At 59.4% G+C, this 26,409-nt stretch carries 23 protein-coding genes; 18 read left to right on the top strand and 5 right to left on the bottom strand.

All coding sequences use genetic code 11. The features are described 5' to 3' along the window. The first annotated feature begins 7 nt into the window (after positions 1-7). Positions 8-832 (top strand): peptidoglycan DD-metalloendopeptidase family protein, encoded by an 825-nt coding sequence (locus OKC28_RS15885; RefSeq protein WP_219597645.1) that lies wholly within the window; start codon positions 8-10, stop codon positions 830-832. Between the two features lie 96 nt (positions 833-928). On the opposite strand, the gene OKC28_RS15880 is transcribed toward OKC28_RS15885, so the two are convergent. Continuing rightward, positions 929-2,266 (bottom strand): MATE family efflux transporter, encoded by a 1,338-nt coding sequence (locus OKC28_RS15880; protein WP_021138214.1) that lies wholly within the window; start codon positions 2,264-2,266, stop codon positions 929-931. A 155-nt stretch (positions 2,267-2,421) separates the two neighbouring features. Between OKC28_RS15880 and mscM the strand changes: the two genes are divergently transcribed. The 7 genes from mscM (at position 2,422) to frdD (ending at position 12,259) form a co-directional block, all read left to right on the top strand. Then, positions 2,422-5,703 (top strand): miniconductance mechanosensitive channel MscM, encoded by a 3,282-nt coding sequence (gene mscM / locus OKC28_RS15875; protein ID WP_270690256.1) that lies wholly within the window; start codon positions 2,422-2,424, stop codon positions 5,701-5,703. Between the two features lie 24 nt (positions 5,704-5,727). Next, positions 5,728-6,453, top strand: a complete 726-nt coding sequence (locus OKC28_RS15870) for a glycerophosphodiester phosphodiesterase (protein ID WP_270690300.1) — start codon at positions 5,728-5,730, stop codon at positions 6,451-6,453. A 117-nt stretch (positions 6,454-6,570) separates the two neighbouring features. Next, on the top strand, positions 6,571-8,448 hold the full coding sequence (locus tag OKC28_RS15865; protein ID WP_256684961.1) for a methyl-accepting chemotaxis protein: 1,878 nt from the start codon (positions 6,571-6,573) through the stop codon (positions 8,446-8,448). Positions 8,449-8,964: 516 nt separating this feature from the next. Then, positions 8,965-10,749: a fumarate reductase (quinol) flavoprotein subunit gene (frdA, locus tag OKC28_RS15860; RefSeq protein ID WP_059111472.1), complete on the top strand. Its 1,785-nt coding sequence runs from the start codon at positions 8,965-8,967 to the stop codon at positions 10,747-10,749. After that, positions 10,742-11,476 carry a succinate dehydrogenase/fumarate reductase iron-sulfur subunit gene (locus OKC28_RS15855; protein WP_270690253.1) on the top strand — a complete coding sequence of 245 codons (735 nt, stop codon included), beginning with the start codon at positions 10,742-10,744 and terminating at the stop codon, positions 11,474-11,476. Before frdA ends, OKC28_RS15855 begins: the two co-directional genes overlap by 8 nt. A 16-nt stretch (positions 11,477-11,492) precedes the next feature. After that, on the top strand, positions 11,493-11,891 hold the full coding sequence (locus OKC28_RS15850) for a fumarate reductase subunit C (RefSeq protein WP_021138209.1): 399 nt from the start codon (positions 11,493-11,495) through the stop codon (positions 11,889-11,891). Between the two features lie 11 nt (positions 11,892-11,902). Continuing rightward, complete coding sequence (gene frdD / locus OKC28_RS15845; protein WP_021138208.1) at positions 11,903-12,259, top strand: fumarate reductase subunit FrdD; 357 nt, start codon at positions 11,903-11,905, stop codon at positions 12,257-12,259. Between the two features lie 72 nt (positions 12,260-12,331). Here the strand turns inward: frdD and OKC28_RS15840 are convergent, their stop codons facing one another. From OKC28_RS15840 to OKC28_RS15830, 3 genes are all read right to left on the bottom strand, one after another. Continuing rightward, entirely contained in the window at positions 12,332-13,294 is a 963-nt protein-coding gene (locus OKC28_RS15840; protein WP_256684964.1) for a hypothetical protein, read from the bottom strand. An 85-nt stretch (positions 13,295-13,379) separates the two neighbouring features. Continuing rightward, positions 13,380-14,606, bottom strand: coding sequence for a winged helix-turn-helix domain-containing protein (locus tag OKC28_RS15835; RefSeq protein ID WP_256684966.1), 1,227 nt, complete (start codon positions 14,604-14,606; stop codon positions 13,380-13,382). Between the two features lie 74 nt (positions 14,607-14,680). Further along, on the bottom strand, positions 14,681-15,319 hold the full coding sequence (locus OKC28_RS15830) for a class I SAM-dependent methyltransferase (protein ID WP_256684968.1): 639 nt from the start codon (positions 15,317-15,319) through the stop codon (positions 14,681-14,683). Positions 15,320-15,557: 238 nt separating this feature from the next. On the opposite strand from OKC28_RS15830, the gene OKC28_RS15825 reads away from it, so the two are divergent. The 7 genes from OKC28_RS15825 to OKC28_RS15795 all read left to right on the top strand — a co-directional run bounded on the left by OKC28_RS15825 (position 15,558) and on the right by OKC28_RS15795 (position 22,246). Further along, positions 15,558-16,202: a thermostable hemolysin gene (locus OKC28_RS15825; protein WP_005317227.1), complete on the top strand. Its 645-nt coding sequence runs from the start codon at positions 15,558-15,560 to the stop codon at positions 16,200-16,202. Further along, positions 16,199-17,695, top strand: a complete 1,497-nt coding sequence (locus OKC28_RS15820; protein WP_256684972.1) for an AMP-dependent synthetase/ligase — start codon at positions 16,199-16,201, stop codon at positions 17,693-17,695. Before OKC28_RS15825 ends, OKC28_RS15820 begins: the two co-directional genes overlap by 4 nt. Beyond that, complete coding sequence (locus OKC28_RS15815) at positions 17,692-18,348, top strand: TenA family transcriptional regulator (protein ID WP_058393809.1); 657 nt, start codon at positions 17,692-17,694, stop codon at positions 18,346-18,348. Before OKC28_RS15820 ends, OKC28_RS15815 begins: the two co-directional genes overlap by 4 nt. A 70-nt stretch (positions 18,349-18,418) precedes the next feature. Further along, the gene (locus tag OKC28_RS15810) at positions 18,419-19,288 is read left to right on the top strand and encodes an SDR family oxidoreductase (protein WP_270690245.1); all 870 of its coding nucleotides are present in this window, start codon (positions 18,419-18,421) and stop codon (positions 19,286-19,288) included. Position 19,289: 1 nt separating this feature from the next. Continuing rightward, positions 19,290-19,922 carry a tetratricopeptide repeat protein gene (locus OKC28_RS15805; RefSeq protein WP_270690243.1) on the top strand — a complete coding sequence of 211 codons (633 nt, stop codon included), beginning with the start codon at positions 19,290-19,292 and terminating at the stop codon, positions 19,920-19,922. A gap of 112 nt (positions 19,923-20,034) precedes the next feature. After that, positions 20,035-20,724 carry a response regulator gene (locus tag OKC28_RS15800; RefSeq protein WP_005317257.1) on the top strand — a complete coding sequence of 230 codons (690 nt, stop codon included), beginning with the start codon at positions 20,035-20,037 and terminating at the stop codon, positions 20,722-20,724. A gap of 76 nt (positions 20,725-20,800) precedes the next feature. After that, a complete protein-coding gene (locus tag OKC28_RS15795; protein ID WP_270690240.1) occupies positions 20,801-22,246 on the top strand; it encodes an ATP-binding protein in 1,446 nt (481 codons plus the stop codon). A gap of 74 nt (positions 22,247-22,320) precedes the next feature. Here the strand turns inward: OKC28_RS15795 and rloA3 are convergent, their stop codons facing one another. After that, positions 22,321-22,824 carry a retropepsin-like aspartic peptidase RloA3 gene (gene rloA3 / locus OKC28_RS15790; protein ID WP_087755086.1) on the bottom strand — a complete coding sequence of 168 codons (504 nt, stop codon included), beginning with the start codon at positions 22,822-22,824 and terminating at the stop codon, positions 22,321-22,323. Between the two features lie 403 nt (positions 22,825-23,227). Here rloA3 and OKC28_RS15785 point away from each other — a divergent pair, with 403 nt between their 5' ends. From OKC28_RS15785 to efp, 3 genes are all read left to right on the top strand, one after another. Further along, positions 23,228-24,271: a GMP reductase gene (locus tag OKC28_RS15785; protein ID WP_125599516.1), complete on the top strand. Its 1,044-nt coding sequence runs from the start codon at positions 23,228-23,230 to the stop codon at positions 24,269-24,271. 220 nt (positions 24,272-24,491) lie between these two features. Continuing rightward, positions 24,492-25,679, top strand: coding sequence for an elongation factor P maturation arginine rhamnosyltransferase EarP (earP, locus tag OKC28_RS15780; protein WP_270690235.1), 1,188 nt, complete (start codon positions 24,492-24,494; stop codon positions 25,677-25,679). 45 nt (positions 25,680-25,724) lie between these two features. Further along, the gene (efp, locus tag OKC28_RS15775) at positions 25,725-26,291 is read left to right on the top strand and encodes an elongation factor P (RefSeq protein WP_021138194.1); all 567 of its coding nucleotides are present in this window, start codon (positions 25,725-25,727) and stop codon (positions 26,289-26,291) included. Positions 26,292-26,409: the final 118 nt, after the last annotated feature.

The raw sequence follows: 26,409 nt of genomic DNA, 5'->3' as shown, positions 1-26,409 counted from the left end.
ATCTGTCATGAGAGTCGTTTGTTGTCTGTTGTTGCTATTGGCCAGCCAGTCCGCCCTCGCCGAGGGATTTATCAGCCGTCTGCTCAATCACCCTGTCCCCGGCGGTGTGGCCGTGGTACCGCTCGGGAATGAGCTGCAGGCCCCCACAGTCCGCTATCAGGACAAGCCTGTGCTGGTTGTGCGAGAGGATGGCCAACGCTGGATTGCCATCGTCGGCATTCCCCTCAAAACCCCGCAGGGAACCCAGCAGCTGACGGTCAATGATGGCCGCACCCTCAGCTTCACAGTCACGCCCAAGCACTATCGCGAGCAGCACATCAAGCTCAAGAACAGCCGCCAGGTCAATCCGCTGGCCGAAGACATGGTGCGCATCAACCGCGAACTGGCCGAGCAGACCCTGGCCTATCAGACCTTCAGTCCCACCCAGCCCAGCAATTTGCTGTTCGACAAACCGGTCAAGGGGCCCCTCTCCAGCCCGTTTGGTCTGCGCCGCTTCTTCAATGGCGAGGAGCGAAACCCCCACTCAGGACTCGACTTCGCGGTCGGTGCCGGCACCCCCATCAAGGCACCGGCTGCTGGCAAGGTGATCCTGATTGGCAATTACTTCTTCAACGGCAACACAGTGTTTGTCGACCATGGTCAGGGGCTCATCAGCATGTTCTGCCACATGTCGAAGATCGATGTGAAGCTCGGCCAGAGCCTGCCCCGCGGCGGCATAGTCGGTCGAGTCGGCGCAACCGGCCGTGCCACCGGCCCCCATATGCACTGGAACGTCAGCCTCAACGATGCCAGGGTCGATCCCGCCATCTTTATCGGGGCCTTCAAGCCCTGACTCGAGACAGCCAATCCAGCCCATCAGCCGTGATGAGCAGACCGGATAAAACAGAAAAGGCAGCCAGGGCTGCCTTTTCTGTTTTGGGGACACCACTCAATGGGCGGGAACGTGCAATCCCGCTTCTTTGCGCATGGCGCGCCACATCACCAGCACCAGCACAGTGCTGCAAGTCGGCAACGCCAGCCAGACACCTGATACCCCCCACAGGGAGGAGAAGCCCCACAGGAAGCCGCCGATCAGCACCAGCTTGCCGCCGGTGAGCAGGGAGGCGATGCGCGCCCGGTTGATGGCCTGGAAGTAGGTTGCCCCCACCAGCAGCAAGCCCTCCATCGGCAGGCCCCAGAAGTAGAGCCAGATGCCGAGACTCGCCACCGGCAGGAGGGCCGCATTGTCGCCGGCAAACAGGTAGACGACCCCCTCAGGCCACAGATAGAGCGGGATCATGCCACACAGTGCCACCAACAGGGTGACCCCCAGCGCCAGGTTGCGCACACGCAACACCCGTTGCCAGTTGCCCGCCCCCGCGTTGAAGCTGGCGATGGGCTGTATGCCCATGGCGATCCCCTCGAAGATGAGATAGAAGAAGGCTTCGCTATAGCTGATGACGCCATAGGCTGCCACGTGCAGCGAGGTGCCCACCGCCAGCAGCGCCTTGTTGTGCATCGCCAGCACCACCGACAGGTAGAGGTACATCAGAAAGCTCGATATCCCGAGGCGCAGTGTCTCCCCCATCAGCCGCCAGTTCGGCGTCAGGGTATCCCAGCGAATACGCAACTGGCTGCGGGGGGTGAAAAAGTGCCACAGACAGAGTCCGCCGGTCACGGCTTGAGATAGCATGGTCGCAATGGCCGCCCCCGCCAGTCCCCAGGGAATGACTGCCATCAGCAAATAGTCGAGCAGCACGTTGAGCACACCACCGCCGACCAGGATCCAGGTGGTGAGACCCGGTCGCCCGTCGTTGCGCAGCAAGGCGGTAAATGCCATGGAGAGCACGGCAAATACCCCGAGCAAGGCATACCAGCGCAGATAGGCCATGCCGGCGTTGAAGATCTCCCCCTCGGCTCCCATCCAGGAGAGCATGGCCTCACCATAGCGAATGCCGATAAAGGTGAGCACGGCCGAGGCCATCAGCACCATCACCAGCGCATTGCCGACGATGTGACGTGCGGTTGCCTGCTCCCCCTTGCCGAGGTAGAAGGAGGCGAGCGACGAGGAGCCCATGCCGATCAGCGCCCCCACCGCATAGAGCACGGCGCAGATGGGATACGCCAGCATCATGCCCGCCAGTCCGTCCTGACCCAGGATATGGCCGACGAAGATGCCGTCTATGGTGACATAGATGCCGGTGACCAGCATGGCGGCCACGGTCGGCGTGACGTAGCGCAAAAACAGGCGAGAGAGTGGGGCCGTGCCCAGATCGACTGCAGACATAAGATGCTCAAAGGAGGGAGAAACGGCCAGAATCATAGCCAAACAAGGCCAGGATCGCCCGTTATTTATGTTACAAATCATTAATATGGAAAACTTTACCCGCTCCGGCCCCTGCTTTAGGCTAGGGCGACCTCTCATGAACGGAAACGTGCGCCATGTTGCAACGCCTGCTCTCTCTGCTGCTGCTCTCCCTCTCTCTCTTTCCCCTGCTCGTCCAGGCCGATGACGCCATCACCCAGGTAGAGGAGTTGCTGCAGAGCGTCCCCAAGATGGACACGCCGGAAAACCAGAAATTGCGGGAGAGTTATCAACAGGCGCTGCAGTTTGCCCGGGAAGCCCAGCGCTATCGTGAGCAGGCCAAGGCCTATCAGCAGATCCTGATTGATTACCCCAAGGAGTCGGCCCGCCTCAAGGAGAGCCTGCACAACTACCAGCCCCAGTCCCGCCCGTCCCTCTCCTCCCTGAAAGAAGAAGCCCTGCGCCAGGCCATCGGCCTGAGCAGCAACCGTCAACTCAACCTGCGCAAGGAGCGTCAGGCGGTGATGGACAGCCTCAACCAGTTGGAGAGCACGGGCCAGGAGTACCACCTAAGGGTCGACGAGCTGCGCAAACAGTTGCAGCAAACCCGTACCCTGCTCGACCGGCTCAGCTTCAGCAGCGAGTCGGATCGCCAGCAGGAAGCCCAGCGGCTAGCCACCCGCCTCAAGGAGCAGAGCCTCTCCGACCGGATCCAGATGCTGGAGCTGGAGCAGCTCTCCGCCCAGCAGCGCAACGATCTCGGCAAGCTGAAGTTGCAGGAGCTCAATCTGGCCATCACGGATGAAGACGAGTGGCAGGCCAGCCTGCTCAACCAGCAGAACCAGTTGCGCCGCGACAAGACGGAGCTGGCGCTGGCCGAAAGCGAGCGGCTGCGCAAGCAGCTCACCTCCGACATGCCGCTGCTGCTGGAGCAGCAACAGCAGAACCAGGCCCTCTCCATCCAGCTGGGAGCGCTGGAAGATCAGATAGAGCGGGTGCAGGACGATCAAAGGGCCGTCGACCAGAACCTGTCGGCCCTGAACGATCTGGTCAATTCGGTGCGGGAGCAATTGGAGTGGCTGCAGATCAGCAACGCCTACGGCGAGAACCTGCGCAGCAAGCTCTCCGACCTGCCCGCCTACTTCCCGCTCGACAAGCTGGAGTCCGCCATCGTCAACGCCCGCATGGCCAAATACCAGTACGAAACCGAGCAGGATGCCCTCAAGGATCCGCGCCAGATGCGCGAGCGGCTGATGGCCACCGACGAGGTGGCGCTCGATCGCTCCCAGCAGGCGGTGCTCGACAATCTGCTTAAAGCCAGACGGCAACTGCTGACCCGTCTCAACGACGCGTCCGACAGCCTGATCCAGGAGCAGACCCGTCTCAAGCTGCTCTACAGCCGCCAGAACAGCAAGATCGACGAGATCCGCGACCTCAGCGCCAGCCACCTGTTCTGGATGCCGGACGTACGCCCGCTCACCCCGACCGTGCTGCTCGGCATTCCGGCGGCCCTCGGCCTTGCCTTCAACCCGACCAACTGGCTGCAACTGCCGCAGGCCATCGCCGAGAACAATCCCATCACCCTCACCCTGGCCGGTATCGGCATACTGGTGCTGGCTTGGTGCTGGTTCAAGCTCGCCCGCCACCTGACGCATTACAGTCAGCACATAGCACCGCGCATCGGCAAGGTGACCCAGGACAAGTTCAGCCTCACCAGCCGCCTGCTGGTGCGCTCTTTGCTCGCCTCCCTGCCCCTGCCCGCCATGGTGCTGATGGTGCATGGTCTGCTCGACGGCGCCTGGCAATACCCGTTCGCGGTGGCGGTCGCCCGGGGCCTGAGTGAAATCTGGTTCCTGCTGCTGGCACTCTTGATGGCGCGCCACCTGACGCTGGAAAAAGGGATACTGATCCTGCATTTTCGCTGGCAGAAAGAGTGGGTGCAGAAGGTGTGGAGCCAGTTTCGCACCCTGCTGCTGGTGATCATCCCCAGCTTTTTCGTGCAGGGCATGGCCAACAGCTATCAGGAACACGCTTTCTATGACTCCCTCGGCCGGATGGCGTTCATCGTCGGCGCCCTCTGGTTGCTGCTGTTCTTTGCCCGCCTCAACCGGGAGCGACTGCCGCTGACCTGGGGTCAGGCCGACATGAGCAAGCCCCATCTGCTGCACCACTTCATCTGGAACAGCCTGATGCTGGCACCCCTGCTGGCGGTGATCGGCTCCCTGCTCGGCTACTTCTACACCTCCCGCATCCTGCTGCGTCAGCTGGAGCTCAGCCTGCTGATGGGGCTCGGCTGCCTGCTCATCTACTATCTGGCCCACCGCTGGATGCTGATCCAGCGCCGCCGTCTCGCCTTCGATCGGGCCAAAAGCAAACGGGCCGAGATACTGGCCCAACGCGGCCGGGAAGAGGGGAACGACGAGCTCAGCTCCGAGATACCGGACGTGGTGGAAGATACCGAGCTGGATCTGGACACCATCAGTGCCCAGTCGTTGGGGCTGGTGCGCACCCTGCTGATGCTGGGATTCACCATGCTGTTGGTGGTGCAGTGGTCCGAGCTCAACTCGGCGTTCAGTTTCCTGCGCAGCATCGAAGTGTGGCACGTCACCAGCAAGATTGGCGGCATAGAGCAGCTCTCACCCATCACACTGCAGGATCTGATGCTGACGGCATTCACTTTCATACTGACGGTGGTCACTGCCCGCAACCTGCCGGGCCTGATGGAGCTGACCCTGCTCCAGCACCTGAGCCTGTCCCCGGGCACAGGGTTTGCCATCACCACTGTCACCAAGTACATAGTGCTGGTTGTGGGGGCGCTGAGCGGCTTCTCCATTCTTGGTATCGACTGGTCCAAGGCGCAGTGGATGGTGGCAGCCCTCTCGGTCGGCCTGGGTTTCGGCCTGCAGGAGATCTTCGCCAACTTCGTCTCCGGCCTCATCATACTGTTCGAGAAGCCGATCCGGCTCGGCGACACTGTCACCATCCGCGAGCTGACCGGCACAGTGACCAAGATCAAGACCCGCGCCACCACCATAGTGGACTGGGATCGCAAGGAGATCATCGTTCCCAACAAGGCCTTCATCACGGAGCAGTTCATCAACTGGTCGCTCTCTGATTCCATCACCCGGGTCAAACTGCGCATCCGCATCGGCCTGACTCAGGATCCCAAACGGATACAGACCATTCTGGAAGATTCGATCAAGGCCTCCACTCTGGTGCTGGAGACCCCCACCCCCGAAGTATTCCTGATCGAGTTCACCGATTCGGCGCTGATCTACGAGATGCGGCTCTATGTAAACAGCATGGATCACCGCATGCCCATCACCCACGAGGTGCACTCGCTGGTGCTGGAGAAACTGCAGCAGCAGGGTATGGGACTGCCGCACCAGCAGATAGATATTCGACTGAGCCGCGCCTGATCGGGACATAAAAGGAGTTATATGATGCAGATCATCGCCCATCGGGGGGCCAGTGGCCTGGCGCCGGAAAATACCCTCAAGGCCATCAGGCTGGCGCTGGAACTGGGGGCCCAAGCCATCGAGATAGACGTGCAGCAGGCCGATGGCGAGCTGTGGGTATTCCACGACCGGCGGCTCGAGCGCTGTACTGACGGAAGTGGCGTGCTGACAGCCCAATCTTGCGCCTATCTGGCCAGTCTGGATGCCGGACAAGGGGAGTCGATCCCTACCTTGTGGCAAGTGATGACGACCATCGCCGGTCGTGCCGAGCTGCACATAGAGCTGAAAGGGGCGCACACTGCCAGCGAGGTGGCCTTGCTGACCCGGCGCGCCGAAGCCGAGCTGGGTTTCACACCGGCTCAGTGGGTCGTCTCCTCCTTCCACCACCCGGAACTGGCCCGTTTCGCCGCCTTGCGACCCGAGATCCGGCTTGGGGCGCTGACCGCTACCCTGCCACTCACCCTGGCGCGCTTTGCTGCCGAGCTCGGAGCCTGGTCACTCAACTGTGATGTGGACTTCGTCGATGAGGCACTGGTGCAGGATGCCCACAACCGCGGATTGAAAGTGCTGGTCTATACGGTCGATCATGGTGACGATCTGACCGCACTGGCGGCCATGGGGGTTAACGGCATATTTACCAACCGGCCGGATCGCTTCCTGCCCCCGAAGCAAGGGGACTCATTACTTCGGCAGGAGATCCCTAAGCGCTGATTTAGGCTATAAATTTAAGTGCGCACCGGGATACAAAAAGTTCAACTTTGGCCGATAAGAGTTGGCCCATAACAATAACACCTCACATCGCAGACTGGCGCTCACAAGGATGTACACATGAACTTATCCATCAAGAACAAACTTGTCCTCGCCATCGGGGTCATTATCCTGGTCATCACAGGCCTGCAAGTCTGGTACAACACCTCCCAACTGCGCAGCGAAACCCAACGGCTGGTATGGAATATCATTGACGAAAGCTCGGTGGCCAACGTCAAGGGGATCTCCCGCTGGCTCGATGCCAGGATCAACATAGTCACCTCCACCAAGGAGGCCTTCGCCAAAGAAGATGAGCCGATCAGCCACCTGGCTCAATCCATGAACGCGGGGGGCTTTGACCTGGTTTATGCCGGTACCACTGATGGGCGCATGATCCAGAGTAAACCGACCGATCTGCCGGCCGGTTACGATCCCCGCCAACGCCCCTGGTACAAGGATGCAATGGCTGCGGGCAAACTGGCCATCACCTCACCCTATGCAGACGTCACCACTGGCCAGTTGATCGTGACCATTGCCGAACCCTTCCAGCGTGGCAATACCCAGGGGGTCATCGCCGGAGACCTCTCCATCAGCTCGCTGGTTTCTGACATTCTGGCGGTCACCACAGAAGGCACCTACGCCATTCTGGTAGACAGCAATGGCACCATCATCGCCCATCCCGATGCCTCCTTGAGTCTGAAGCCCGCCACCAGTCTGGCACCTGAGTTGACAGCGGCTTACATCAACCAGGTGGCTCACGATGGCATGATCAATGAGCTGGTGATCAGCGGCAAGAAAGAGGTCTTTGACTTCAACGCGATCCCGAATACCAACTGGTATTACGGCATGATGGTGGACGAAGCCGTGGCCTATCAGTCCGTCTCCCGCATGGTCACCTCCGCCCTGCTGCAAGGTTTGCTGACCATTCTCATCGTGGCCGGTTTCTCCTATGTGGCCATCAACGGTTCACTGGCTCCGCTGAAAACCCTGGGGGAAGCCATTGCCGACCTCTCCCGTGGCAACGGTGACCTGACTCGCCGCATCAAGATTGAGCGCGAAGACGAGGTGGGCGTCGTGGCAAAACATGTGAACACCTTCATCGATCGCATCCACGTGATGGTGCAGGATATTTCCAACTCCTCCGGCCAGTTGAACCATCAGGCCAAGTCCTCCCACAACATGGCGGAGAAAGCCAACCAGGGTCTGGCACGTCAACAAAACGAGATCTCCCAGATCGCCACGGCTGTGCACGAAATGTCAGCTACTGCGGTGGAAGTGGCCAACAACGCCGAGCAGACCGCCGATGCGGCCCGCAGCTCCTCCAGCAGTTGTGAGCATGGCAAGCAAGTCATCGCCCGCAACCAGCGTTCCATCACGGATCTCGCCACTCAGGTCAAACAGGCCTCCGGCATCATTCAGGAACTGGAGAAGAACGCCCAGGAGATCAACACCATCCTCTCTACCATCCAGGGGATCGCCGAGCAGACCAACCTGCTGGCGCTCAACGCCGCCATCGAGGCTGCACGGGCGGGTGAGCAGGGTCGTGGCTTTGCCGTAGTCGCCGACGAGGTGCGGGTGCTGTCACAACGTACTCACAGCTCCACCGTCGAGATCCGCAGCATGATTGAGACGCTGCAACGCAATACCCAGGGCGCTGTCAGCACCATGCACGAAGGCCAGTTGCTGGCCCAGAACAGCGTGGAAGATGCGAACGATGCCACTCAGGCACTGGAGCAAATCACCACCTCCATCAACCAGATCTCCGACATGGCGACCCAGATATCCAGTGCCGCCGAGGAGCAGCGTGCCGTCACCGACGAGGTCAGTCGCAATATCCAGGCGGTCAAGGATGTCTCCGACGAGCTGGCAGTCGATGCCGACAGCTCACGCAACCTCTCTGAACAACTTAAAAATATTTCAGGTGAACTGAGCAATCAGGTCGGCATGTTCCGTATCTGATCAGCACAAACCAAAGGGGCCATGCAGGCCCCTTTTTTTATGAAAAAATGCTTTTGTTTCAATAGTTATTACCACATGAATCGTCTGGACTATGAGGAAATAAATGCTCATCCGGCACAGTTCCCTGTCATGAAACAACAAATCCCACTCCGAATTTGGATTAGTTTTTTTAACTCAAACAACCCAACACGAATCAGTGAATAATTCTTATTAAATATTTTTGATAAAAAACTTAAAAACTTTATGGGTAATACCTAAAAAGAGAGGTGTTTCTCATTTTTTTGAAAGAAAACTACGTATAATCCTAAGCTTAAAATAACCATAGCAATGACAGCGGCTGATACCGATAACTGAAGGATGGCGATAATTACGGCGTTTTCATCCAAGGAATGGGGTGATTTTAATAAAACTCACCATTGCCAAGCACTAAAACAAACCAGTTTGACTTGCATCAAGCCTGAATTTTTTTAATAGAGCAAAATCGTGCCCAGCAAATCTATCCCTAAGGAGGCAGATGTGGATATTATCAAGACCGATGTCGCCATCATCGGTGCCGGTGGTGGTGGCCTGCGTGCCGCAATCGCCATAGCAGAAGCCCACCCGGAGCTGGAGATCGCCCTGATCTCCAAGGTCTACCCGATGCGCAGCCACACAGTGGCCGCAGAGGGCGGTGCCGCCGGTGTTGTCCGTGATGATGACTCCCTCGAAAACCACTTCAACGACACCGTATCCGGTGGCGACTGGTTGTGTGAGCAAGACGTGGTCGACTACTTCGTCAACAATGCCACCAAAGAGATGGTTCAACTTGAGCACTGGGGTTGCCCCTGGAGCCGCAAGCCGGACGGCAAAGCCAACGTACGTCGCTTCGGCGGGATGAAGATCCCCCGCACCTGGTTCGCGGCTGACAAATCCGGTTTCCACATTCTGCACACCCTGTTCCAGACCTCCATCAAGTATCCAACCATCAAGCGCTTCGATGAGCACTTCTGCATGGACTTGATCGTGGAAGATGGCCGCGTGCAGGGCGTCCTGACCTTCGATATCCAGAACGGCATCTCCCGCTTCATCCAGGCCAAGTCTGTCATTCTGGCTACAGGTGGCGCCGGTCGTGTTTACCGCTACAACACCAACGGTGGCATAGTCACCGGTGACGGCATGGCCCTGGCCTACCGCCATGGTGTGCCATTGCGCGACATGGAGTTCGTTCAATATCACCCGACCGGCCTGCCTGGTACCGGCATACTGATGACCGAAGGTTGTCGCGGTGAAGGTGGCATTCTGGTCAACAAGGATGGCTACCGCTATCTGCAAGACTATGGTCTGGGCCCGGAAACCCCGGTCGGCCAGCCGAAGAACAAGCACATGGAGCTGGGTCCCCGTGACCGTCTCTCCCAAGCATTCTGGCAAGAGCAGCAGAAAGGCCGCGTGATCCAGGGCCCGATGGGCGACGTGGTTCACCTCGACCTGCGCCACCTCGGCGAGAAGTATCTGAAAGAGCGTCTGCCCTTCATCTGCGAGCTGGCCAAGGCCTACGTGGGTGTGGATCCGGTCAAGGAGCCGATCCCGGTACGTCCGACTGCCCACTACACCATGGGGGGTATCGAGACCAACGGTCAGTGTGCTACCCGCATGCCGGGTCTGTACGCCCTGGGCGAGTGTGCCTCCGTCGGCCTGCACGGCGCTAACCGCCTGGGCTCCAACTCCCTGTCCGAGATAGTGGTGTTCGGCAAGGTAGCGGGTGAGCACGCTGGCGAATTCGCCAAGACCCAAGCCCACGGCGACACGCAAGCGCTGGCCGCCAAGGCCGAGCAACTGATCAAGCAGCACCTCTCGCTGATGGACATAGACGGGACCGAAAACCCGGCCGATATCCGCAACGAATTGGGCATGTCCATGGAAGCCGGTGTCGGTATCTACCGTACCGAAGAGCTGATGCAAGGCACCATCGACAAGATCAACGAGCTGAAGGCACGCTACAAAAAGGTCAAGATCAACGACAAGTCCTCTGTCTTCAACACGGATCTGCTGTACGCCATCGAACTGGGCTACATGCTGGACGTGGCCGAAGCCATGGCGCACTCCGCTCTCAACCGGAAAGAGTCCCGCGGTTCCCACCAGCGTCTGGACGGTTACGAAGAGCGTGATGACGTGAACTTCCTCAAGCACACCCTCTCCTTCTACAACCAGGAAGGCGCCCCGACCATCGATTACTCCGATGTGAAGATCACTAAATCCCAACCGGCCAAGCGTGTGTACGGTTCCGAGGGTGAGAAACAAGACGAGGCTAAGAAGAATGGCTGAGATGATCGAAATTGAAATCCTGCGTTATCGCCCGGAGCAGGACAACGAGCCCTGGATGCAGACCTTTCAGGTGCCTTACCTGAAAGAGATGTCCCTGCTGGATGCCCTGCAATACATCAAGGATCAGCTCGACTCCACCCTGAGCTTCCGCTGGTCCTGCCGTATGGCGATCTGCGGCTCGTGTGGCATGATGGTCAACGGCATTCCCAAGCTGGGCTGCAAGACCTTCCTGCGCGATTATCTGCCAGGCAAGATGAAAATCGAGCCGCTCAACAACTTCCCGATCGAGCGTGATCTGGTGGTCGACATGTCCGATTTCATCGAGAAGCTGGAGAGCATCAAGCCCTACATCATCCCGAGCGAACCGCGCAGCCTGTGTGATGGCGAGTACACCCAGACCCCGGCTGACATGGCGAAATATCACCAGTTCTCCATGTGCATCAACTGTGGTCTGTGCTATGCGGCCTGCCCGCAGTATGGCATCAACAAGAAGTTCACCGGTCCGGCGACACTGGCACTGGCCTATCGCTACAACGCCGACAACCGTGACAGCGCGTCCAAGGAGCGGATGAAGATCATCAGCCAGGACGAAGGCGTCTGGGGTTGTACTTTCGTGGGTTATTGCTCCGATGTCTGCCCCAAGGGCGTGGATCCGGCTGCAGCCATTCAGCTTGGCAAGGTCGAGAGTGCCAAGGACTACATGATCGCCATGTTCAAGCCAGATTGAGATCAGGAATGAGACCATGAACAACACCAATAGCAAACGTAAGCCTTACGTCCGCGAAATGAAGAAAGACTGGTGGCTGAAGAATGCCTTCTACACCGGTTACATGATCCGTGAAGGCACCAGTATCTTCGTCTCCATCTATGCCGTCGTGCTGATGTGGGGTCTGCTGCGACTGGTTCAGGGTCAGGAAGCGTTCAACGGCTGGTTGGAATCCCTGCAAAGCCCGATCGCCATCCTGTTCCACGTCATTGCGCTGGCAGCCTGCCTGTTTCACGCCAAGACCTGGTTCGCCCTGGCGCCCAAGGCCATGCGCATCTTCCGTGGTGAAGACCTGGTGCCGGAGAAGCCGATCGTTATCGCCCAGTATGTGGCGCTGGCGGTGGTATCCCTGCTGATCCTGATCATCGTGGCTTGAGGAGATTAATAATGAGACGTTCTGACGAGCCCATCTACTGGGGATTGTTTGGTGCCGGTGGCATGGTGGTTGCCATGCTGCTGCCGGTGATTGTCCTCATCACAGGTCTGCTGGTGCCCATGGGTATCATGGACGTGGAGACCATGAGCTTTGATCGTGCCCACGCATTCGCCAGCTCCTGGTGGGGTGCCTGCATACTGCTGGTGATCATCGCCCTGCCGATCTGGCACGGCATGCACCGTATCTACCACGGTCTGCATGATCTGGGGATCCACACCACCAAGCTGCACCACTATGTGTTCTATGGCTTCGCCTTCCTGGTGTCTGCCATTACCGTCGGTCTGCTGATGGTGCTGGTATTCCAGTAAGCGCATATTGATTGACTGAATGACAAACCGGGCCCAGTGCCCGGTTTTTTATTTGCGGTTTAACTCAGGCCTTCATCCACACAGTTCAAGTGCATGAATTTCTCGAGAATTGACGGAAGTTTTAACATAACCGACGCTAGGTTTACCAAGGATAGCCACCAGCAAACGACAAACCAATGCTTCCATTTGCAGTAGGGTGTTTTCCTGTTCTGCTAAGCGCTGGTTACCACCATAACTCGCAAATCCCAACGGCCCATCAAAGAAGATGGCTTCGTGGAAGGTGTAATTACGAACGACTGATAGCGATGAGGGCTCAGTTTGGCTGTGCTTAGCCCAATCAGGCACGGGCATATCAAACTTTTCACACATCCATTGAACACGCCCAGCATGAGAAATGCGAGACGTCGTCGCCTCCTTGTCGACAACAAGCTTGAAACAGGCATCCAGTGCCATGTAGAGGTACTGAAACCGCTCAAAAGAGAGATTCTGTGGATACTGCGCCAGAAACAAGGCATGGATGACAGCTGTCACCCGCTTAGGTGCACGAGCATCACCACGCTCCGATTCCAGATAGTCCAGCGCCAACTCGATGACATCAGCGATAGTGCTGCGACTCAGGATAAAATCAACGAGCTTTCCCGGCTGGATGGGGGTTGCATCAAGAAAGCCCGCCTCTGTTGTGGTTAGCCGCATACCGATGAAAAAGGATAAGCACCACACAACGAAATCGAGTTCCTCTCTATTTCTACTCTCAGGAAGCGTCAGGACATGGGTCATGGGAAGACCGAAAACTCGAGCGTTGTACGGCATTGAACGAACATTTCCGTTCATAAATTCTCTATATTGCAGTGCCCCCGGATAGATCCAACCTTTGAGGACATTCGAGTCTCCTGATACGACCGCTACGATACTTTCATATTCGGGAAGTGTTCTGATAGAGAATCTATCGGTCTCAATATTGCAGAACACCGGGTAGTAACCGAACTCTGCTGAAACACCGCGAAGCAGTGCATTATCTTCTTTTCCTGTCACCATACTGATGCCTCCCATGGTGTGATCTGGTAGCTGCCCGCCAACCAACTAGCGTTAAAAAACTTAAAAATACTTACTAATCAATAAACTAAATAGTAAACAATGACTCCGACCACAGCGCCAGCAGGGGTGCGGGAATGACGCCGTATTGCAGGGCCGGCGTCTGATGCCAGTCGGCCAACTTTTGCAGCGCTCTGGCCAAATCCTGCGCCAGTGTACGGGTCACTCTCACCCCATCTTCCAGATAGAGGCTTTTGATCTCGAAGATCCCCTGCTGGCGATGGGCCTTGGCATCCATGCGCCCCACCAGCTTGCCACGGTGCAGCAGCGGCAACACGAAGTAGCCATACTGGCGCTTTGGCGCCGGGGTATAGCACTCGATGCGATAGTCAAAGTTGAACAGCTCGCTGACCCGCTTGCGATCCCAGACCAGGGGATCAAACGGCGACAGTACCGTGGTGTGGGTCGCCTTGAGGGTGCCGGCCCGGGCCATGGCCAACTCATCGGCGAGGGATGCATGAACAAAGGCGCCGTGCTGCCACCCTTCCACCCGTACCGGTAACAGCTCCCCCTCGTCCGCCAGCTGATGGAGCAGGACATCGTATTTACCGCGGCGCAGCCGATAGTAGTCGGCGACCCAGCCGGTCTTGACCAGCCCAAGGGCGCGGCAACTTGCCTGCACCATCTCCCGCCGGACCTGTTCCTGGCTCGGCAAATCCCGCTCGTCACACCAGTCGGGCATGACCCGCTCGGCGAGATCATAGACTCGCTGGAAATTGCGCCGCTCGCGCACCATCAGCTGGCCTGCGGTAAAGAGCACCTCAAGATGGCGTTTCTCCGGCTTCCAGTCCCACCAGCCGTTGCCCTTCTCCCCCTTGCGCTCAAAGTCGGCGGCCCGCACCGGGCCATGCTGGCGAATACGCTCGATAATCTGGCCTATCTCCTGCTGATGGGTGGCTAGCCAGTTGGCCGAAAACTTCCAGCCCATGGCGGCAGGATCCAGCATGCGATGACGCAGCAGGCGGTAATCCTCGCGGGGAATGAAACAGGCCTCATGGGCCCAATACTCGAAGATGTCCCCCTCGGCCAACAGTTGTTCGAGCCAGCGAGGATCGTACTGCCCCAGTCGGCTGAACAGCACCAGATAGGGGCTGCGCGCCACCACTGAAATGGTATCTATCTGCAGCAGCGCCATACGCCGAATGGTCGCCAGCAGATCCGCAGGCTTGGCCTTGGCACGACGCGGGGTCAGCAGCCCCTGGGCTGCGAGCTGCAGGTGGCGGGCATCTTGCAGTGACAAATGAGGGATCGACATGGAAATAGGGGCATCCGTTCCAGGGTTTAAGGCCACCAGCATGCCCAACTCATGACCAAATGAAAACGCCCTGCTCAGGGTTTGGTGAAGACGACCACATCCCCATGGGGAAACAGGACGTCGGCCTGCCAGCGAATGGCCACCGCGCGAAACGAGGCCTCGGCAAAAAAGACGATGTGGGTCGGGTCGTGCCGATAGCGCCAGGTTTTGAAACGGTCATCGTCCAGCACCCGCTGGGTCTGCAGCACCAGGATGCCGCCGGGCTTGAGGCAGCCCCAGAGCACGTCCAGTGCAGCGCGCGGGTCGGCGATATGCTCGATTACCTCAGTGCTGGTGATGAAGTCATACTGGCGGGTGAGCAAGTCGGGAAGATCGGCATAGAACTTGTCATAACCCGCCATCTGGTAGCCCGCCTCCCGCCCCATGGCGATGAGCGCAGGCCCGGGGCCACAGCCAAAATCGAGGCCGCTGGCCGGTGGCGGCACCCGGCTCAGCACCTCGCCGAAGGCACGCATCAGAAAATGGCGGTAGCGGGGATCGTCCACCTGATTGTCGTGTCCGTCATAGACTGCCTTCTCCGCTGACGGCCCCAGATGATCGGCGCCATCCAGCCAGACCAGCTCGCAGGACCGGCAACGATGGTAATGCTTGCCGGCCACCGGCAGCGCATAGGAATCGACTGCACCGCACAGCGGGCAAGGAGACGGGCACATGGGATTTCCTCACGAGAGTGACAGGCCCAATCCGGGATGGGCTCGAAATGGGCGCCAGCTTGCCTGCCCCGGCGGCCGCTGACAAGGGGTTTTGTCCCATGGAATAACCGCCTGCAGCCCCGCTAGTTGCGGCTGTTTTCTGTTCCTTTGGGTAAAAATGAGGCTGTTCTTCCCACTCTTAAGTGTTTCTTAAGTTTGCCCCTTTAGTCTGACCCTAACAGACAAGAAGGAGCCATCCATGACCACAGACATTCAAGCCCCCTACCGGCTGATCCTGGCCGACACACCGGAACAGGTCATGGCCTTGCAGGCTTATATTCAGGCCGCCTACAGCCACGAATTCGATGCCCGTATCCCCCACTTCCTGCCCTGCTTGCTGGGTCTCTACCGGGCCGATGGCTTGCTGGTCGGCGCCTGTGGCCTCAAGCAGGCCAGCGAGGAGCGCCTCTATCTGGAACAGTATCTGGATCAGCCCATAGAGGCAGCCATCGAGACCCGGCTGGGTGTGCGTGCCCGGCGGGATCGCATCGTCGAGGTCGGCAATCTGGCCTGCAGCGAACCGGGCAATGCCCGCCTGATGTTTGCGGCGCTGTGTCGTTTGCTGTGCGACAACGCCCTCGATCACGTTGTCTTCACCAGCACAGCCAAACTGCGCAACAGTTTTCATCGCCTCAGTCTCAGCCTGATCGAGCTGGCCCCCGCCAGGGCCGACCAGGTCGGAGAGGATGCCAATGCCTGGGGAGCCTACTACCACTGCCAGCCCAAGGTGATGGTGGGTGACCTCAATCAGGGGCGGCAAGCCCTGGCCCAGGGCAGCTTGCTGCTCTCCTTGCTCGCCCCCATGCCATCCCTGTTCAACTGCCCGCAGCGGAGCGCCTTATGATGCTGTTCGACCGGATAGCCCACTTCGCCCACAGTGATCCGCACAGCACGGCGCTGAGCGGCAGCAATCATAGGATCAGCTACGAACAGTTGTGGCTGCAGATCTCCGCCCTGGCCGAGCGCCTGCAACAGGCAGGCATTGCCCGGCTGGCACTGCAACTGGATAACGGCCTGCCCTGGGCGCTGATCGATCTCGCCTGTGCAAAGGCAGGCATAGTGGTCATTCCTGTGCCGCACTTTTTCAGCCCGGAGCAGCAGGAGTGGCTACTGGAGAGCAGCGGCGCAGATGCCCTGATCGGCCCTCATCATCAGGGCTGGCAGGCAAGCTCGCCACTGCTGCTCTCTGTGGGTGAATTGCCATTGTGGCGCATCCAGCCGGTACGGGTGCCCACCCTGCCTGCTGGTACCGCCAAGATAACCTACACCTCCGGCAGCACGGGGCAACCCAAGGGGGTCTGTCTCTCCCTTGAACATATGATGGCGGTCTGTGATTCACTGGCCCGGCGAGTCGCCCCGGCGCAGGTAGAGAAACACCTGACCCTGCTGCCGCTGACCACACTGCTGGAGAACCTGACCGGCCTCTACGTGCTGTTGCTCACCGGTGCCTGCAGCCGTATTCCCTCGCTGGGTGAACTGGGATTTTCCGGCTCCAGCAAGCTGGATCCGGCCACCCTGACCCAGGCCCTGCTGCGCTGGCCCACCCACAGCCTGGTGCTGGTGCCCGAGTTGCTGCGCCTGCTGCTCGCCCTGTGCAGTGCCGATGTGGCACTGGCCGAACGTCTCACCAGCCTGCGCTTAGTCGCCGTGGGCGGCGGCAAGGTCGCCCCCGAGCTTATCAGTCGCGCCCGCAAGCTGGGGCTGCCGGTGTTTGAAGGCTATGGCCTGTCGGAATGCGGCTCCGTCGTCGCACTCAATGGGCCTGATGGCCACAGCCTCGGCAGCGTGGGTCAGCCCCTGCCCCACTGCCGGATCAAGATCGCCGCTGATGGCGAGATCTTGGTGGAGGGCGCTGCCATGCTGGGTTATTTGGGCTCAGACGAACCACAACCCGCCCAGTTTGCCACCGATGACCCTTCTACCGTGCAGATCGCCACCGGCGATCTGGGTCATCTGGATGAGGCGGGTTACCTGCACATCACGGGGCGCAAGAAGAACGTGCAGATCACCGCCTTTGGCCGCAACTTCTCCCCCGAATGGGTCGAGGCAGAAGCCCAGCTCTGTCCGGCCATTGCCCGCATCGTGATCTTCGGCGATGGCCAGCCCGCCAACGTCGCCCTGATCCAGTCGCGACCCGGGGAAGACGCCCAGCTGGCGCAACAGGTTGAGCAGCTCAATCAGCGCCTGCCCGACTATGCCCGCATCCATCACTGGCTGCCGGTGACACTGGATCAGCATCCCGATCTGCTGACTGCCAACGGTCGCCCCCGCCGCGAGCGGATCTATCACCACTTTTCCCGTCAAATCAGCCAATGCCTTACCGGAGAGACCTCATGAGCTTCTATCACACGCTGCAACACGCTACCGCATCGGCACGGGAACATCTGTTCAATGCCCCCATCATAGAGGCGTGCCGCAAGGGAGATATCTCCCGCGGCACCTATGTTGATTTTCTGTCTCAAGCCTTCTACCACGTGCGCCATACGGTACCGCTGCTGATGGCCACAGGCGGCAAGCTGGGTCAGGAGTACGAATGGGTACGGGGCGCCATTGCCGAATATATCGAGGAGGAGTACGGCCATCAGGAGTGGATCCTGAACGATATCCGCGCCTGTGGCGGGGATGCCGAGGCAGTGCGCCATGGCCAGCCCGGTCTGCCTATCGAGCTGATGGTGGCTTTTCTCTATGACCAGATCCAGCGCGGCAACCCCATGGGGTTCTTCGGCATGGTGCAGGTGCTGGAAGGCACCAGTGTCGCCATCGCCCTGACCGTGGCCGATCAGTTGAAGGCGGGCCTCGGTCTGCCACCCCAGGCCATGAGCTACCTGAGTTCCCACGGCACTCTGGATCAGGAGCATCTCAAGTTCTTCGAGTCCCTGATGAACCGGGTTGAAGATCCCGCCGATCAGGCCGCCATCATCCACTCGGCCAAGGTGGTTTATCGCCTCTATGCCGACATGCTCTATCAGCTGACAGACAACCCGCAATGAGACGGCAAAGGGAGAAAGACATGTCGCTCACCCACGGCAGGCTCAATCAAGGAACAGGAACCCCAACCCTATGAAACTGCAAGGAAAGCGAGTGCTGCTCACGGGTGCAAGCGGCGGGATAGGCGAAGCGCTGGCCCAGGAGCTGGCGGCGCAGGGGGCACACCTGTTGCTGCACGGTCGCCGAGCCAGCGTGCTGGATCGCCTCTGCAAGGAGCTGCCCCATCCGGAACGCCACCAGACAGTGGTCGCCGATCTGGGATCCCACCAGGAACGGGCCCGTTCGCTGCAACACCCTGCATTGGAAGAGGGGTTGGATGTGCTGATCAACAACGCTGGCTGCAACCAGTTCGCCTGGCTGGAAGATCAAAGCGCCGAGCAGGTGGAGCGTCAGCTGCTGCTCAACATCGAGGCCCCTATTCAGCTTACCCGCACCCTGCTGCCCCATTTGCGTAAACCCGCCATCATCATGAATATCGGCTCCAGTTTTGGTGCCATAGGGTATCCGGGTTACAGCGTCTACTGTGCCAGCAAGTTCGCCCTGCGCGGCTTTAGCGAAGCGCTGGGACGGGAACTGGAAGGCTCCGGCATCAAAGTGCTGCACTTCTCTCCCCGTGCGACCCGTACCCGTCTCAACTCAGAGGCAGCATACGAGATGAATGCCGAGCTCGGAACCCAGACCGACAGCCCGCAGGAAGTCGCCGAAGCCGCCGTCATCGCTCTGTGCAACGAGACCCGCCGCAGTTGGCTCGGCTGGCCGGAAAAACTGTTCGTACGGCTCAATGCCTTGCTGCCCGGCATTGTCGATCGGGCGCTGGCCAAACAACTGCCCATCATTGAACGCTACGCCCGCCACCTTCCACCAAGGACGGCAGACACCAGCGCAAGAGCTGCGCCGCAACCGGCATTGTCCCGCCCGATCCCGACCAAAAAGGAACCTTGATATGAGCTTTTCCCTTAACTCTACCACCTCCTGTGCCATCGCCCTCCTGCTGGGTTCAAGCTGTGTCGCGGCTGCGGATGATGCGCTTATTCCGATCCAGCAACAGTGGGCCGTCTGCCAGTACCAGCAAACCGGCAAGGCCAAGGAGAGCTGCCTTGAAACCCTGAGCAGCCAGACCGATCAGGCCAGCGCCAAAGAGGCCTTTCGGACCGACCTGCTGATCTGGTCGGCCATCGTCAAGAGCACCTGGGCCGGCGCCAAGGGTGGGCTTGATGCCCTGGGTCTGGTGAAAGAGGCCAAGGCCAAACTGGAGATCGCCCTCAAGCAGGATCCCAAGGCGCTGGAAGGCTCTGCCTACACCAGTCTGGGCTCACTCTACTACCAGGTACCGGGCTGGCCGGTGGGATTTGGCGATGATGAAAAGGCAGAGGAGCTACTCAAGCAGGCGCTGGCACTCAACCCCGCCGGCATAGATCCCAACTTCTTCTATGGCGACTTCCTGCTGGATCAGGGTCGCAAAGCCGAAGCGAAAACCTATCTGGACAAGGCGCTGGCCGCACCGGACCGCCCCGGCCGCGAGCTGGCAGATCAGGGTCGTCGCCTCGAAATCCGCGACCGGCTCGCCAAGCTATAAATCACCCTGATAAATCAGTGATGTAAACTCTGCCCGCCCGCTTGCATACTGGTGGGCAGCGTCGTTTATGTCACTGGCGTAAACCATGAACCAGGTAGCAAGGGGGAACACAATGCGGATCCTGCTGGTAGAAGATGATGTGATGCTGGGCGATGGCATGGTGGATGCCCTGCGCAGCAGTGGCTACACAGTGGACTGGCTGCAGCAGGGGCTGCCCGCCCTGTCTGTGCTCAAGAGTGAGGAGTTCGCCGCCCTCATTCTGGATCTCAATCTGCCGGACATCGACGGCATCAGCTTGCTGCGCAAGTTGCGCCGGGAAGGCCAGGTGCTGCCGGTACTGATCCTCACGGCCCGCGATGCCCTGGACGACAGGGTACTGGGGCTGGATGCGGGATCCGACGATTACATGGTCAAGCCCTTCGCCCTGCAGGAGCTCAATGCCCGCCTGCGCGCCCTAGTGCGGCGCAGCAAGGGGCAAGCCCAGGCGGTGCTCGAATATGGCGACATCCTCATCCACCCTGAGTCACAACAGGTCACCTATAGGGGCGAACCGGTCAAGCTCACCCCCCACGAATACAAGCTGTTGCAGGAGCTCGTTACCCAGAGCGGCCGGGTACTGAGCAAGGATCAGTTGCAGCAGAGCCTGTATGGCTGGGATGAAGGCGCCGAGAGCAATGCGGTGGAGGTGCATATCCACCATCTGCGCAAAAAGTTCTACAGCGACCTCATCCGCAATATCCGTGGTGTAGGTTACATAGTCCCCCAGCTTGAACAGTCACAGCATAAAGGTCACCTTGCATGAGTCACCCTGGTTCAGCTCGCGGCAGCGGCAACATATCCCCCGACTCTGAGCAGCCACAGCACAGGGAGCCCTTTGCATGAATCACCCCCGCTCCATCCGCCGCTTTCTGCTCTCCGGCATATTGGCGCTGGTCAGTACCAGCCTGGCCATCAGCGCCCTTATCGGTTATCTGGAAGCGAGCCACGAGATGGAGGAGCTGTTCGATGCTCGTCTCGCTCAATCCTCCCGCATCACCAACCAACTGCTCAGCCGCTATCTGGATCAGCACAGCGCCCTGCCCGCCAACGGCACCGTCTATGAAGAGTGGGAACAGCACAACCCGGACCAGTGGCAAAAGGACACCAGCTTCAATCTGCGAGGAGAGGACAGGGAGCTGACCCCCCTTGGGCACGAGTTCGAGCGCAATCTCTACTTTCAGCTGCTCAATGAGCAAGGCGGCATACTGCTGCGCTCCCCGAGCGCCCCGAACCAGCCCTTGGTCGAGCTGGCCCCCGGCTTCAACACGGTAGAAAAAGACCGGCATCAATGGCGCACTTTCACTCTCTATAACCAGAACGAGCATACCTGGCTCGTTGTGGCGGAGCGGGATGACGAGCGCAGTGAACTGGCCAGCAAGATGGCTACCCTGGCCATGCTGCCGCTGCTCATCACGCTGCCCTTCCTGCTCGGTCTGCTATGGTGGCTCATCTCCCGTGGCCTGGCGCCGCTGCGACTGCTGGCACAGGCCATAGGCGAACGTCATCCTGCCAACTTGAGCCCGCTCAATCTGAAGATCCGCGCCCAGGAGCTGACTCCGCTCACCGACGAGATCAACCGCCTGATGCACGCTCTGGCCGACACCATAGAGCGGGAGAAGCAATTTACCAACGAGGCGGCCCACGAGCTGCGCACGCCGCTGGCGGTACTGCGCATCCACAGCGAGAATGCGCTGGCCGCCGAGGATGACGCCAGCCGCCAGCAGTCACTTCACAAGATGTTGCTGGCGCTCGATCGCAGCGATCGCTTGATCCGCCAGTTGCTGACCCAGGCGCGCATCGACAGCCAGCAAGGATTGGAGCTGACCGAACTTGACCTGGGGAATTTGCTGCAAGGCACACTGGCCACGCTGGCGCCCATCGCCCTTAAAAAGGGCCAGCAGCTGTCACTGGAAGGAGCCGAGCACTTGACTGTGATGGGTCAAAGCACACTGCTGGATCTGATGTTCAGCAACCTCATCGACAACGCGCTGCGTTACACCCCGGCCCAGGGCGAGATCGCGGTCGAGGTGCAGCAGGAGGGCAATCAGGTCAGGATCGATATCCGCGATACAGGCCCCGGCATTCCCACTGCGGCTCTGTCGCGCCTGTGTGAACGCTTCTTTCGGGTCAATCCACAGCAAGGTGACGGAGTCGGGCTCGGCATGGCCATCGTCTCGCGCATCGCCCAGTTGCACGGCGCAGATCTGGACATCCACAACCGGCCAGAGGGGGGACTGGAAGTCAGCGTGCGGCTGCCTGCGCCGCCCCTGCGCGCCTTGGCATAAAGCCGGCAAGGCGCATCAATAAAAAGTGGAGGCCGGGGCCTCCACTTCCTTGTTCGTGACATTCACACTGACCTTCAACGGCAAGCGGGCTTCACCGTAAAGGTTTGGCTCGAATCCACAGCCCCCAGCTCCGCCAGCAGACGACGGCCAATCAGCACCGGATAGATCATCTTGCTGCGATCCCGCAGGGTGAACCACTCCTTGTACACCTTGTCCCCCAGACAGATGGACATGGTCACCGTCGGCCGCTGCTCCATGCCACCGGCGCCTCGCACCTTGACCATGCGCTCCACCGGCCGCTCCAGCGTCTGGCTCACCGGCTTGTCGGTGTTGGCATCGGTCAGTTGCAGGGTAAAGCGCACCCAGGATTTGCCATCGCGCTTGAAGTGGTGCAGATCCCGCGCATCCATTGAAGAGGTCAGAGCGCCTGTATCGAGTTTCATCTTCACCGCCACACCGCCTGGCATGATCAGTCCCTTCTCAATCCAGCCATACACGGCAGGGGACGCTGCCGCCCATGCCATTCCCGGCAGGGAGAGGCAAGCCAACAGCAAGGTCATGGTTCGCAATACAAGCATCTTCATTCCTCGTCAGATCAGGGCCGACAAGGGCCCGAGAGGCCAAGAGTGGGGATGGAAACGCCTGCTGTCAACTGACGAAACGCGGCGTCAGGCCGATGAGCGCGGCGCTCGAGCTGCCCGCGTCAGGATCACGACCTCAAGCCATAAAGGGATTCTTTTGAAGCGTTAACTGGCGGAAGCGTTCGGAGAAAAAGTGGTGCTGGATGACACCTGAGGCTGCGCTCAGGTTGTGACGCCAAAGGCTACCACAATGATGTGTGAATTATCAGTCTTGTTCTGGCGGGATTTTTGCCTACACTGTTGTAAACCGGAGGCCCTGAAAACCGCCGGTTTTTTTGCGCCTGCCGAAAATTGACCACTGCAAAAGTGACTTTCAACAAGGCTCAATAAGGAATTCGTAATGCGTATCGAAGAAGACTTGAAGCTCGGTTTCAAGGATGTCCTGTTCCGCCCCAAGCGCTCTACCCTCAAGAGCCGTTCCCAAGTCAGCCTGACCCGTCAGTTCACCTTCAAGCACACCCAGACCCAATGGCAGGGCGTTCCCGTCATCGCAGCCAACATGGATACCGTCGGCAGCTTCGCCATGGCCAGGACACTGGCAGGCTTCGAGATGATGACAGCGGTACACAAGCACTACAGCCTTGAGCAGTGGCAAGCCTTCGTCAACAGCACGGATCCGACCCTGCTCGGCCATGTCATGGTATCGACCGGCACCTCCGAAGACGATTTCACCAAGACCCGCCAGATCCTGGCCATGTCGGCGGCCCTGCGTTTCATCTGCGTGGACGTGGCCAACGGCTACTCCCAGCACTTCGTCGAGTTCCTGCGCAAGATCCGTGAAGCCTGCCCGAACCACGTCATCCTGGCAGGCAACGTGGTAACCGGCGAGATGGTCGAGGAGCTGATCCTCTCCGGTGCCGACATCGTCAAGGTCGGCATAGGCCCGGGCTCGGTCTGTACCACCCGGGTCAAGACAGGGGTCGGCTATCCCCAGCTCTCCGCCATCATAGAGTGTGCCGATGCGGCCCACGGCCTCGGTGGCCAGATCGTCGGTGACGGCGGCTGTACCTGCCCGGGTGACGTAGCCAAAGCCTTCGGCGGCGGCGCCGACTTCGTGATGCTGGGCGGCATGCTGGCAGCCCACGAGGAGTGCGGCGGCGAAGTGGTGGACGTGGATGGCACCCCCTTCATGAAGTTCTACGGCATGAGCTCATCGAGTGCCATGGACAAGCACGCCGGCGGCGTCGCCGACTATCGTGCCTCCGAGGGCAAAACGGTACTGTTGCCCTATCGCGGCCCGGTCGAGAACACGGTGCGCGACATCCTGGGCGGTGTGCGCTCCACCTGCACCTACGTCGGCGCCAGCCAGCTCAAGGAGCTGACCAAACGGACCACCTTCATCCGGGTGCGCGAGCAAGAAAATAACGTCTACGGCAAGGAATGAGTTTGCCCCGAGAAAGGAGCTGAACTCAGCACACACCACCTTCATCCGGGTGCGCGAGCAAGAAAACAACGTCTACGGCAAGGAGTAAACCTGCCCCTGCTGTCTGCCAGCGCAACGCGATGAGCCAGGCAGGCTGACGGCAGTCCCTTAGAAGCCAGCCAACCGGTGTGCTACCCTGCACACCGGTTTTTTTGTATCTCTTTTCCATCGGTGCCCTCACATGACAACCTCTTCGCCACTCAAACTACCGCCATTCGACTGGGATATTTTCTGCTGCGTCGTGGACAACTTCGGCGACATAGGCGTCACCTGGCGGCTCGCTCGTCAGCTGAAACAGCAAGACCAGGGTAGCGTCAGGCTCTGGGTGGACGATCTGGCCAGCTTCGCCCGCATCTGCCCGGGGCTCGATCCCGCGCTGGACGGTCAGTGGCAACAGGGCATCTATATCCAGCACTGGCACGACGCGCTGCCGGCGGATGTGATCCCGGCAAAGGTAGTCATAGAGGCGTTTGCCTGCGAACTGCCCGCTGCCTTTACCCAACGTATGACGCAGCAGCAGCCAACCCCCTGCTGGATCAATCTGGAGTACCTCTCGGCCGAACCCTGGGTCGAGGATTGCCACGGCCTTGCGTCGCCCCAGCGGGTCGGCGACCTGAGCCTCAAAAAATACTTCTTCTTCCCGGGCTTCACCCCCAGAACCGGCGGCCTCTTGTGCGAGCAGGGGCTCATCGCCGCCTGCGAGCAGTGGCAACAGGATGAGATTGGCCTTGCCGCCTACTGGGCCAGCCTGGGATTGCCGCCCAAAGGGGACAATGAGCTGAGAGTCAGCCTCTTTACCTACGAGAGCGAAGCGCTTGTGAGCCTGATAGAGGGCTGGTGTCAGAGCCCAACCCCCGTTACTTTGCTATTACCGCTGGGGCGCTCGCTCAATGACGTGCTGCGCGGCGCCGGCCTTGCGAGCGCCATCGCCACTACCAAGGCGGGGGATTTGCTGCACGCGGGCAGCCTCACCATCAAGCTGCTGCCCATGACGGATCAGGCAGGCTACGACCGGCTGCTGTGGAGCTGCGATCTCAATCTGGTGCGCGGCGAGGACTCCTTCGTGCGGGCACAGTGGGCCGCCCGCCCCTTCCTGTGGCACATCTACCCGCAGGAAGAGCAGGCCCACATGGTCAAGCTGGACGGTTTTCTCGATCACTATCTGGCGGACTTTTCCCCGGAGGCAGCCCAATGGTTGCGGGCTTTCAACCACGCCCTCAACCTGGGGGAAGATACCAGCAAACTTTGGGCCCAATGGCCCCGATATAGCGCTATTTGGCAGCAAGATGCGCGAAGCTGGTCACAGAAGCTGCTCGAGGACGGGGATCTCGTCACGCGGTTGGTGAAATTTTTGGAAAGCCGTATATAATCTGGCAGTTTTTATCCGTCCGTTTCACGAACAGGAATTTTTTACATGAAAACCGCACAGGAAATCCGCGCTGGTAACGTAGTCATGATCGGCACCGAGCCGATGGTGGTCCAGAAGGCTGAGTTCAACAAATCCGGCCGTAACTCCGCCGTGGTCAAGATGAAACTGAAGGGTCTGCTCAACGGTAGCGCGACCGAGACCGTATTCAAGGCCGACGACAAGCTGGACGTGGTTCAGCTGGAGCGTAAAGAGTGCACCTACTCCTACTTCTCCGATCCCCTGTATGTCTTCATGGATACCGAGTACAACCAGTACGACGTCGAGAAAGACAACCTGGGTGACGTGCTGAACTACCTGGTAGACGGCATGGAAGACATCTGCGAAGTGACTTTCTACAACGAGAAAGCCATCTCCGTAGAACTGCCGACCACCATAGTTCGCGAAGTTGAGTACACTGAGCCGGCCGCCCGTGGCGACACCTCAGGTAAAGTGACCAAGCCTGCCCGCCTGAAGGGCACTGGCTACGAGCTGGCGGTTGCCGCCTTCGTAGAGATCGGCGACAAGATCGAAATCGACAGCCGCACCGGCGAGTTCAAGCGTCGTCTCTCCTGATCGACCCCTTGAATTGAATGCAAAAAAGCGAGCCATTGGCTTAATGCCGATCAGTTAAGGATCCATTGACCGATCCTGCTGATGTGTAAAAATCCGAAACCTGTTGATTTGGTTTCGG

It is taken from the genome of Aeromonas sp. D3, assembly GCF_027705025.1.
Lineage (GTDB): Bacteria > Pseudomonadota > Gammaproteobacteria > Enterobacterales > Aeromonadaceae > Aeromonas > Aeromonas salmonicida.
The sequence above is the reverse complement of the archived record's forward strand: the minus strand, read 5'-3'. Positions and strand labels throughout refer to the sequence as shown.

Excerpts from the sequence above, each read along its gene's own strand:
- OKC28_RS15795 (WP_270690240.1), top strand. The coding sequence starts at position 20,801 with ATGAATCACCCCCGCTCCATCCGCCGCTTTCTGCTCTCCGGCATATTG.
- OKC28_RS15785 (WP_125599516.1), top strand. The coding sequence starts at position 23,228 with ATGCGTATCGAAGAAGACTTGAAGCTCGGTTTCAAGGATGTCCTGTTC.
- frdD (WP_021138208.1), top strand. The coding sequence starts at position 11,903 with ATGAGACGTTCTGACGAGCCCATCTACTGGGGATTGTTTGGTGCCGGT.
- OKC28_RS15815 (WP_058393809.1), top strand. The coding sequence starts at position 17,692 with ATGAGCTTCTATCACACGCTGCAACACGCTACCGCATCGGCACGGGAA.
- OKC28_RS15805 (WP_270690243.1), top strand. The coding sequence starts at position 19,290 with ATGAGCTTTTCCCTTAACTCTACCACCTCCTGTGCCATCGCCCTCCTG.
- OKC28_RS15825 (WP_005317227.1), top strand. The coding sequence starts at position 15,558 with ATGACCACAGACATTCAAGCCCCCTACCGGCTGATCCTGGCCGACACA.
- OKC28_RS15885 (WP_219597645.1), top strand. The coding sequence starts at position 8 with ATGAGAGTCGTTTGTTGTCTGTTGTTGCTATTGGCCAGCCAGTCCGCC.
- OKC28_RS15810 (WP_270690245.1), top strand. The coding sequence starts at position 18,419 with ATGAAACTGCAAGGAAAGCGAGTGCTGCTCACGGGTGCAAGCGGCGGG.
- OKC28_RS15840 (WP_256684964.1), bottom strand. The coding sequence starts at position 13,294 with ATGGTGACAGGAAAAGAAGATAATGCACTGCTTCGCGGTGTTTCAGCA.
- earP (WP_270690235.1), top strand. The coding sequence starts at position 24,492 with ATGACAACCTCTTCGCCACTCAAACTACCGCCATTCGACTGGGATATT.
- OKC28_RS15850 (WP_021138209.1), top strand. The coding sequence starts at position 11,493 with ATGAACAACACCAATAGCAAACGTAAGCCTTACGTCCGCGAAATGAAG.
- OKC28_RS15830 (WP_256684968.1), bottom strand. The coding sequence starts at position 15,319 with ATGTGCCCGTCTCCTTGCCCGCTGTGCGGTGCAGTCGATTCCTATGCG.
- OKC28_RS15835 (WP_256684966.1), bottom strand. The coding sequence starts at position 14,606 with ATGTCGATCCCTCATTTGTCACTGCAAGATGCCCGCCACCTGCAGCTC.
- OKC28_RS15865 (WP_256684961.1), top strand. The coding sequence starts at position 6,571 with ATGAACTTATCCATCAAGAACAAACTTGTCCTCGCCATCGGGGTCATT.
- OKC28_RS15870 (WP_270690300.1), top strand. The coding sequence starts at position 5,728 with ATGCAGATCATCGCCCATCGGGGGGCCAGTGGCCTGGCGCCGGAAAAT.
- OKC28_RS15800 (WP_005317257.1), top strand. The coding sequence starts at position 20,035 with ATGCGGATCCTGCTGGTAGAAGATGATGTGATGCTGGGCGATGGCATG.
- rloA3 (WP_087755086.1), bottom strand. The coding sequence starts at position 22,824 with ATGCTTGTATTGCGAACCATGACCTTGCTGTTGGCTTGCCTCTCCCTG.
- OKC28_RS15820 (WP_256684972.1), top strand. The coding sequence starts at position 16,199 with ATGATGCTGTTCGACCGGATAGCCCACTTCGCCCACAGTGATCCGCAC.
- OKC28_RS15855 (WP_270690253.1), top strand. The coding sequence starts at position 10,742 with ATGGCTGAGATGATCGAAATTGAAATCCTGCGTTATCGCCCGGAGCAG.
- OKC28_RS15880 (WP_021138214.1), bottom strand. The coding sequence starts at position 2,266 with ATGTCTGCAGTCGATCTGGGCACGGCCCCACTCTCTCGCCTGTTTTTG.
- mscM (WP_270690256.1), top strand. The coding sequence starts at position 2,422 with ATGTTGCAACGCCTGCTCTCTCTGCTGCTGCTCTCCCTCTCTCTCTTT.
- efp (WP_021138194.1), top strand. The coding sequence starts at position 25,725 with ATGAAAACCGCACAGGAAATCCGCGCTGGTAACGTAGTCATGATCGGC.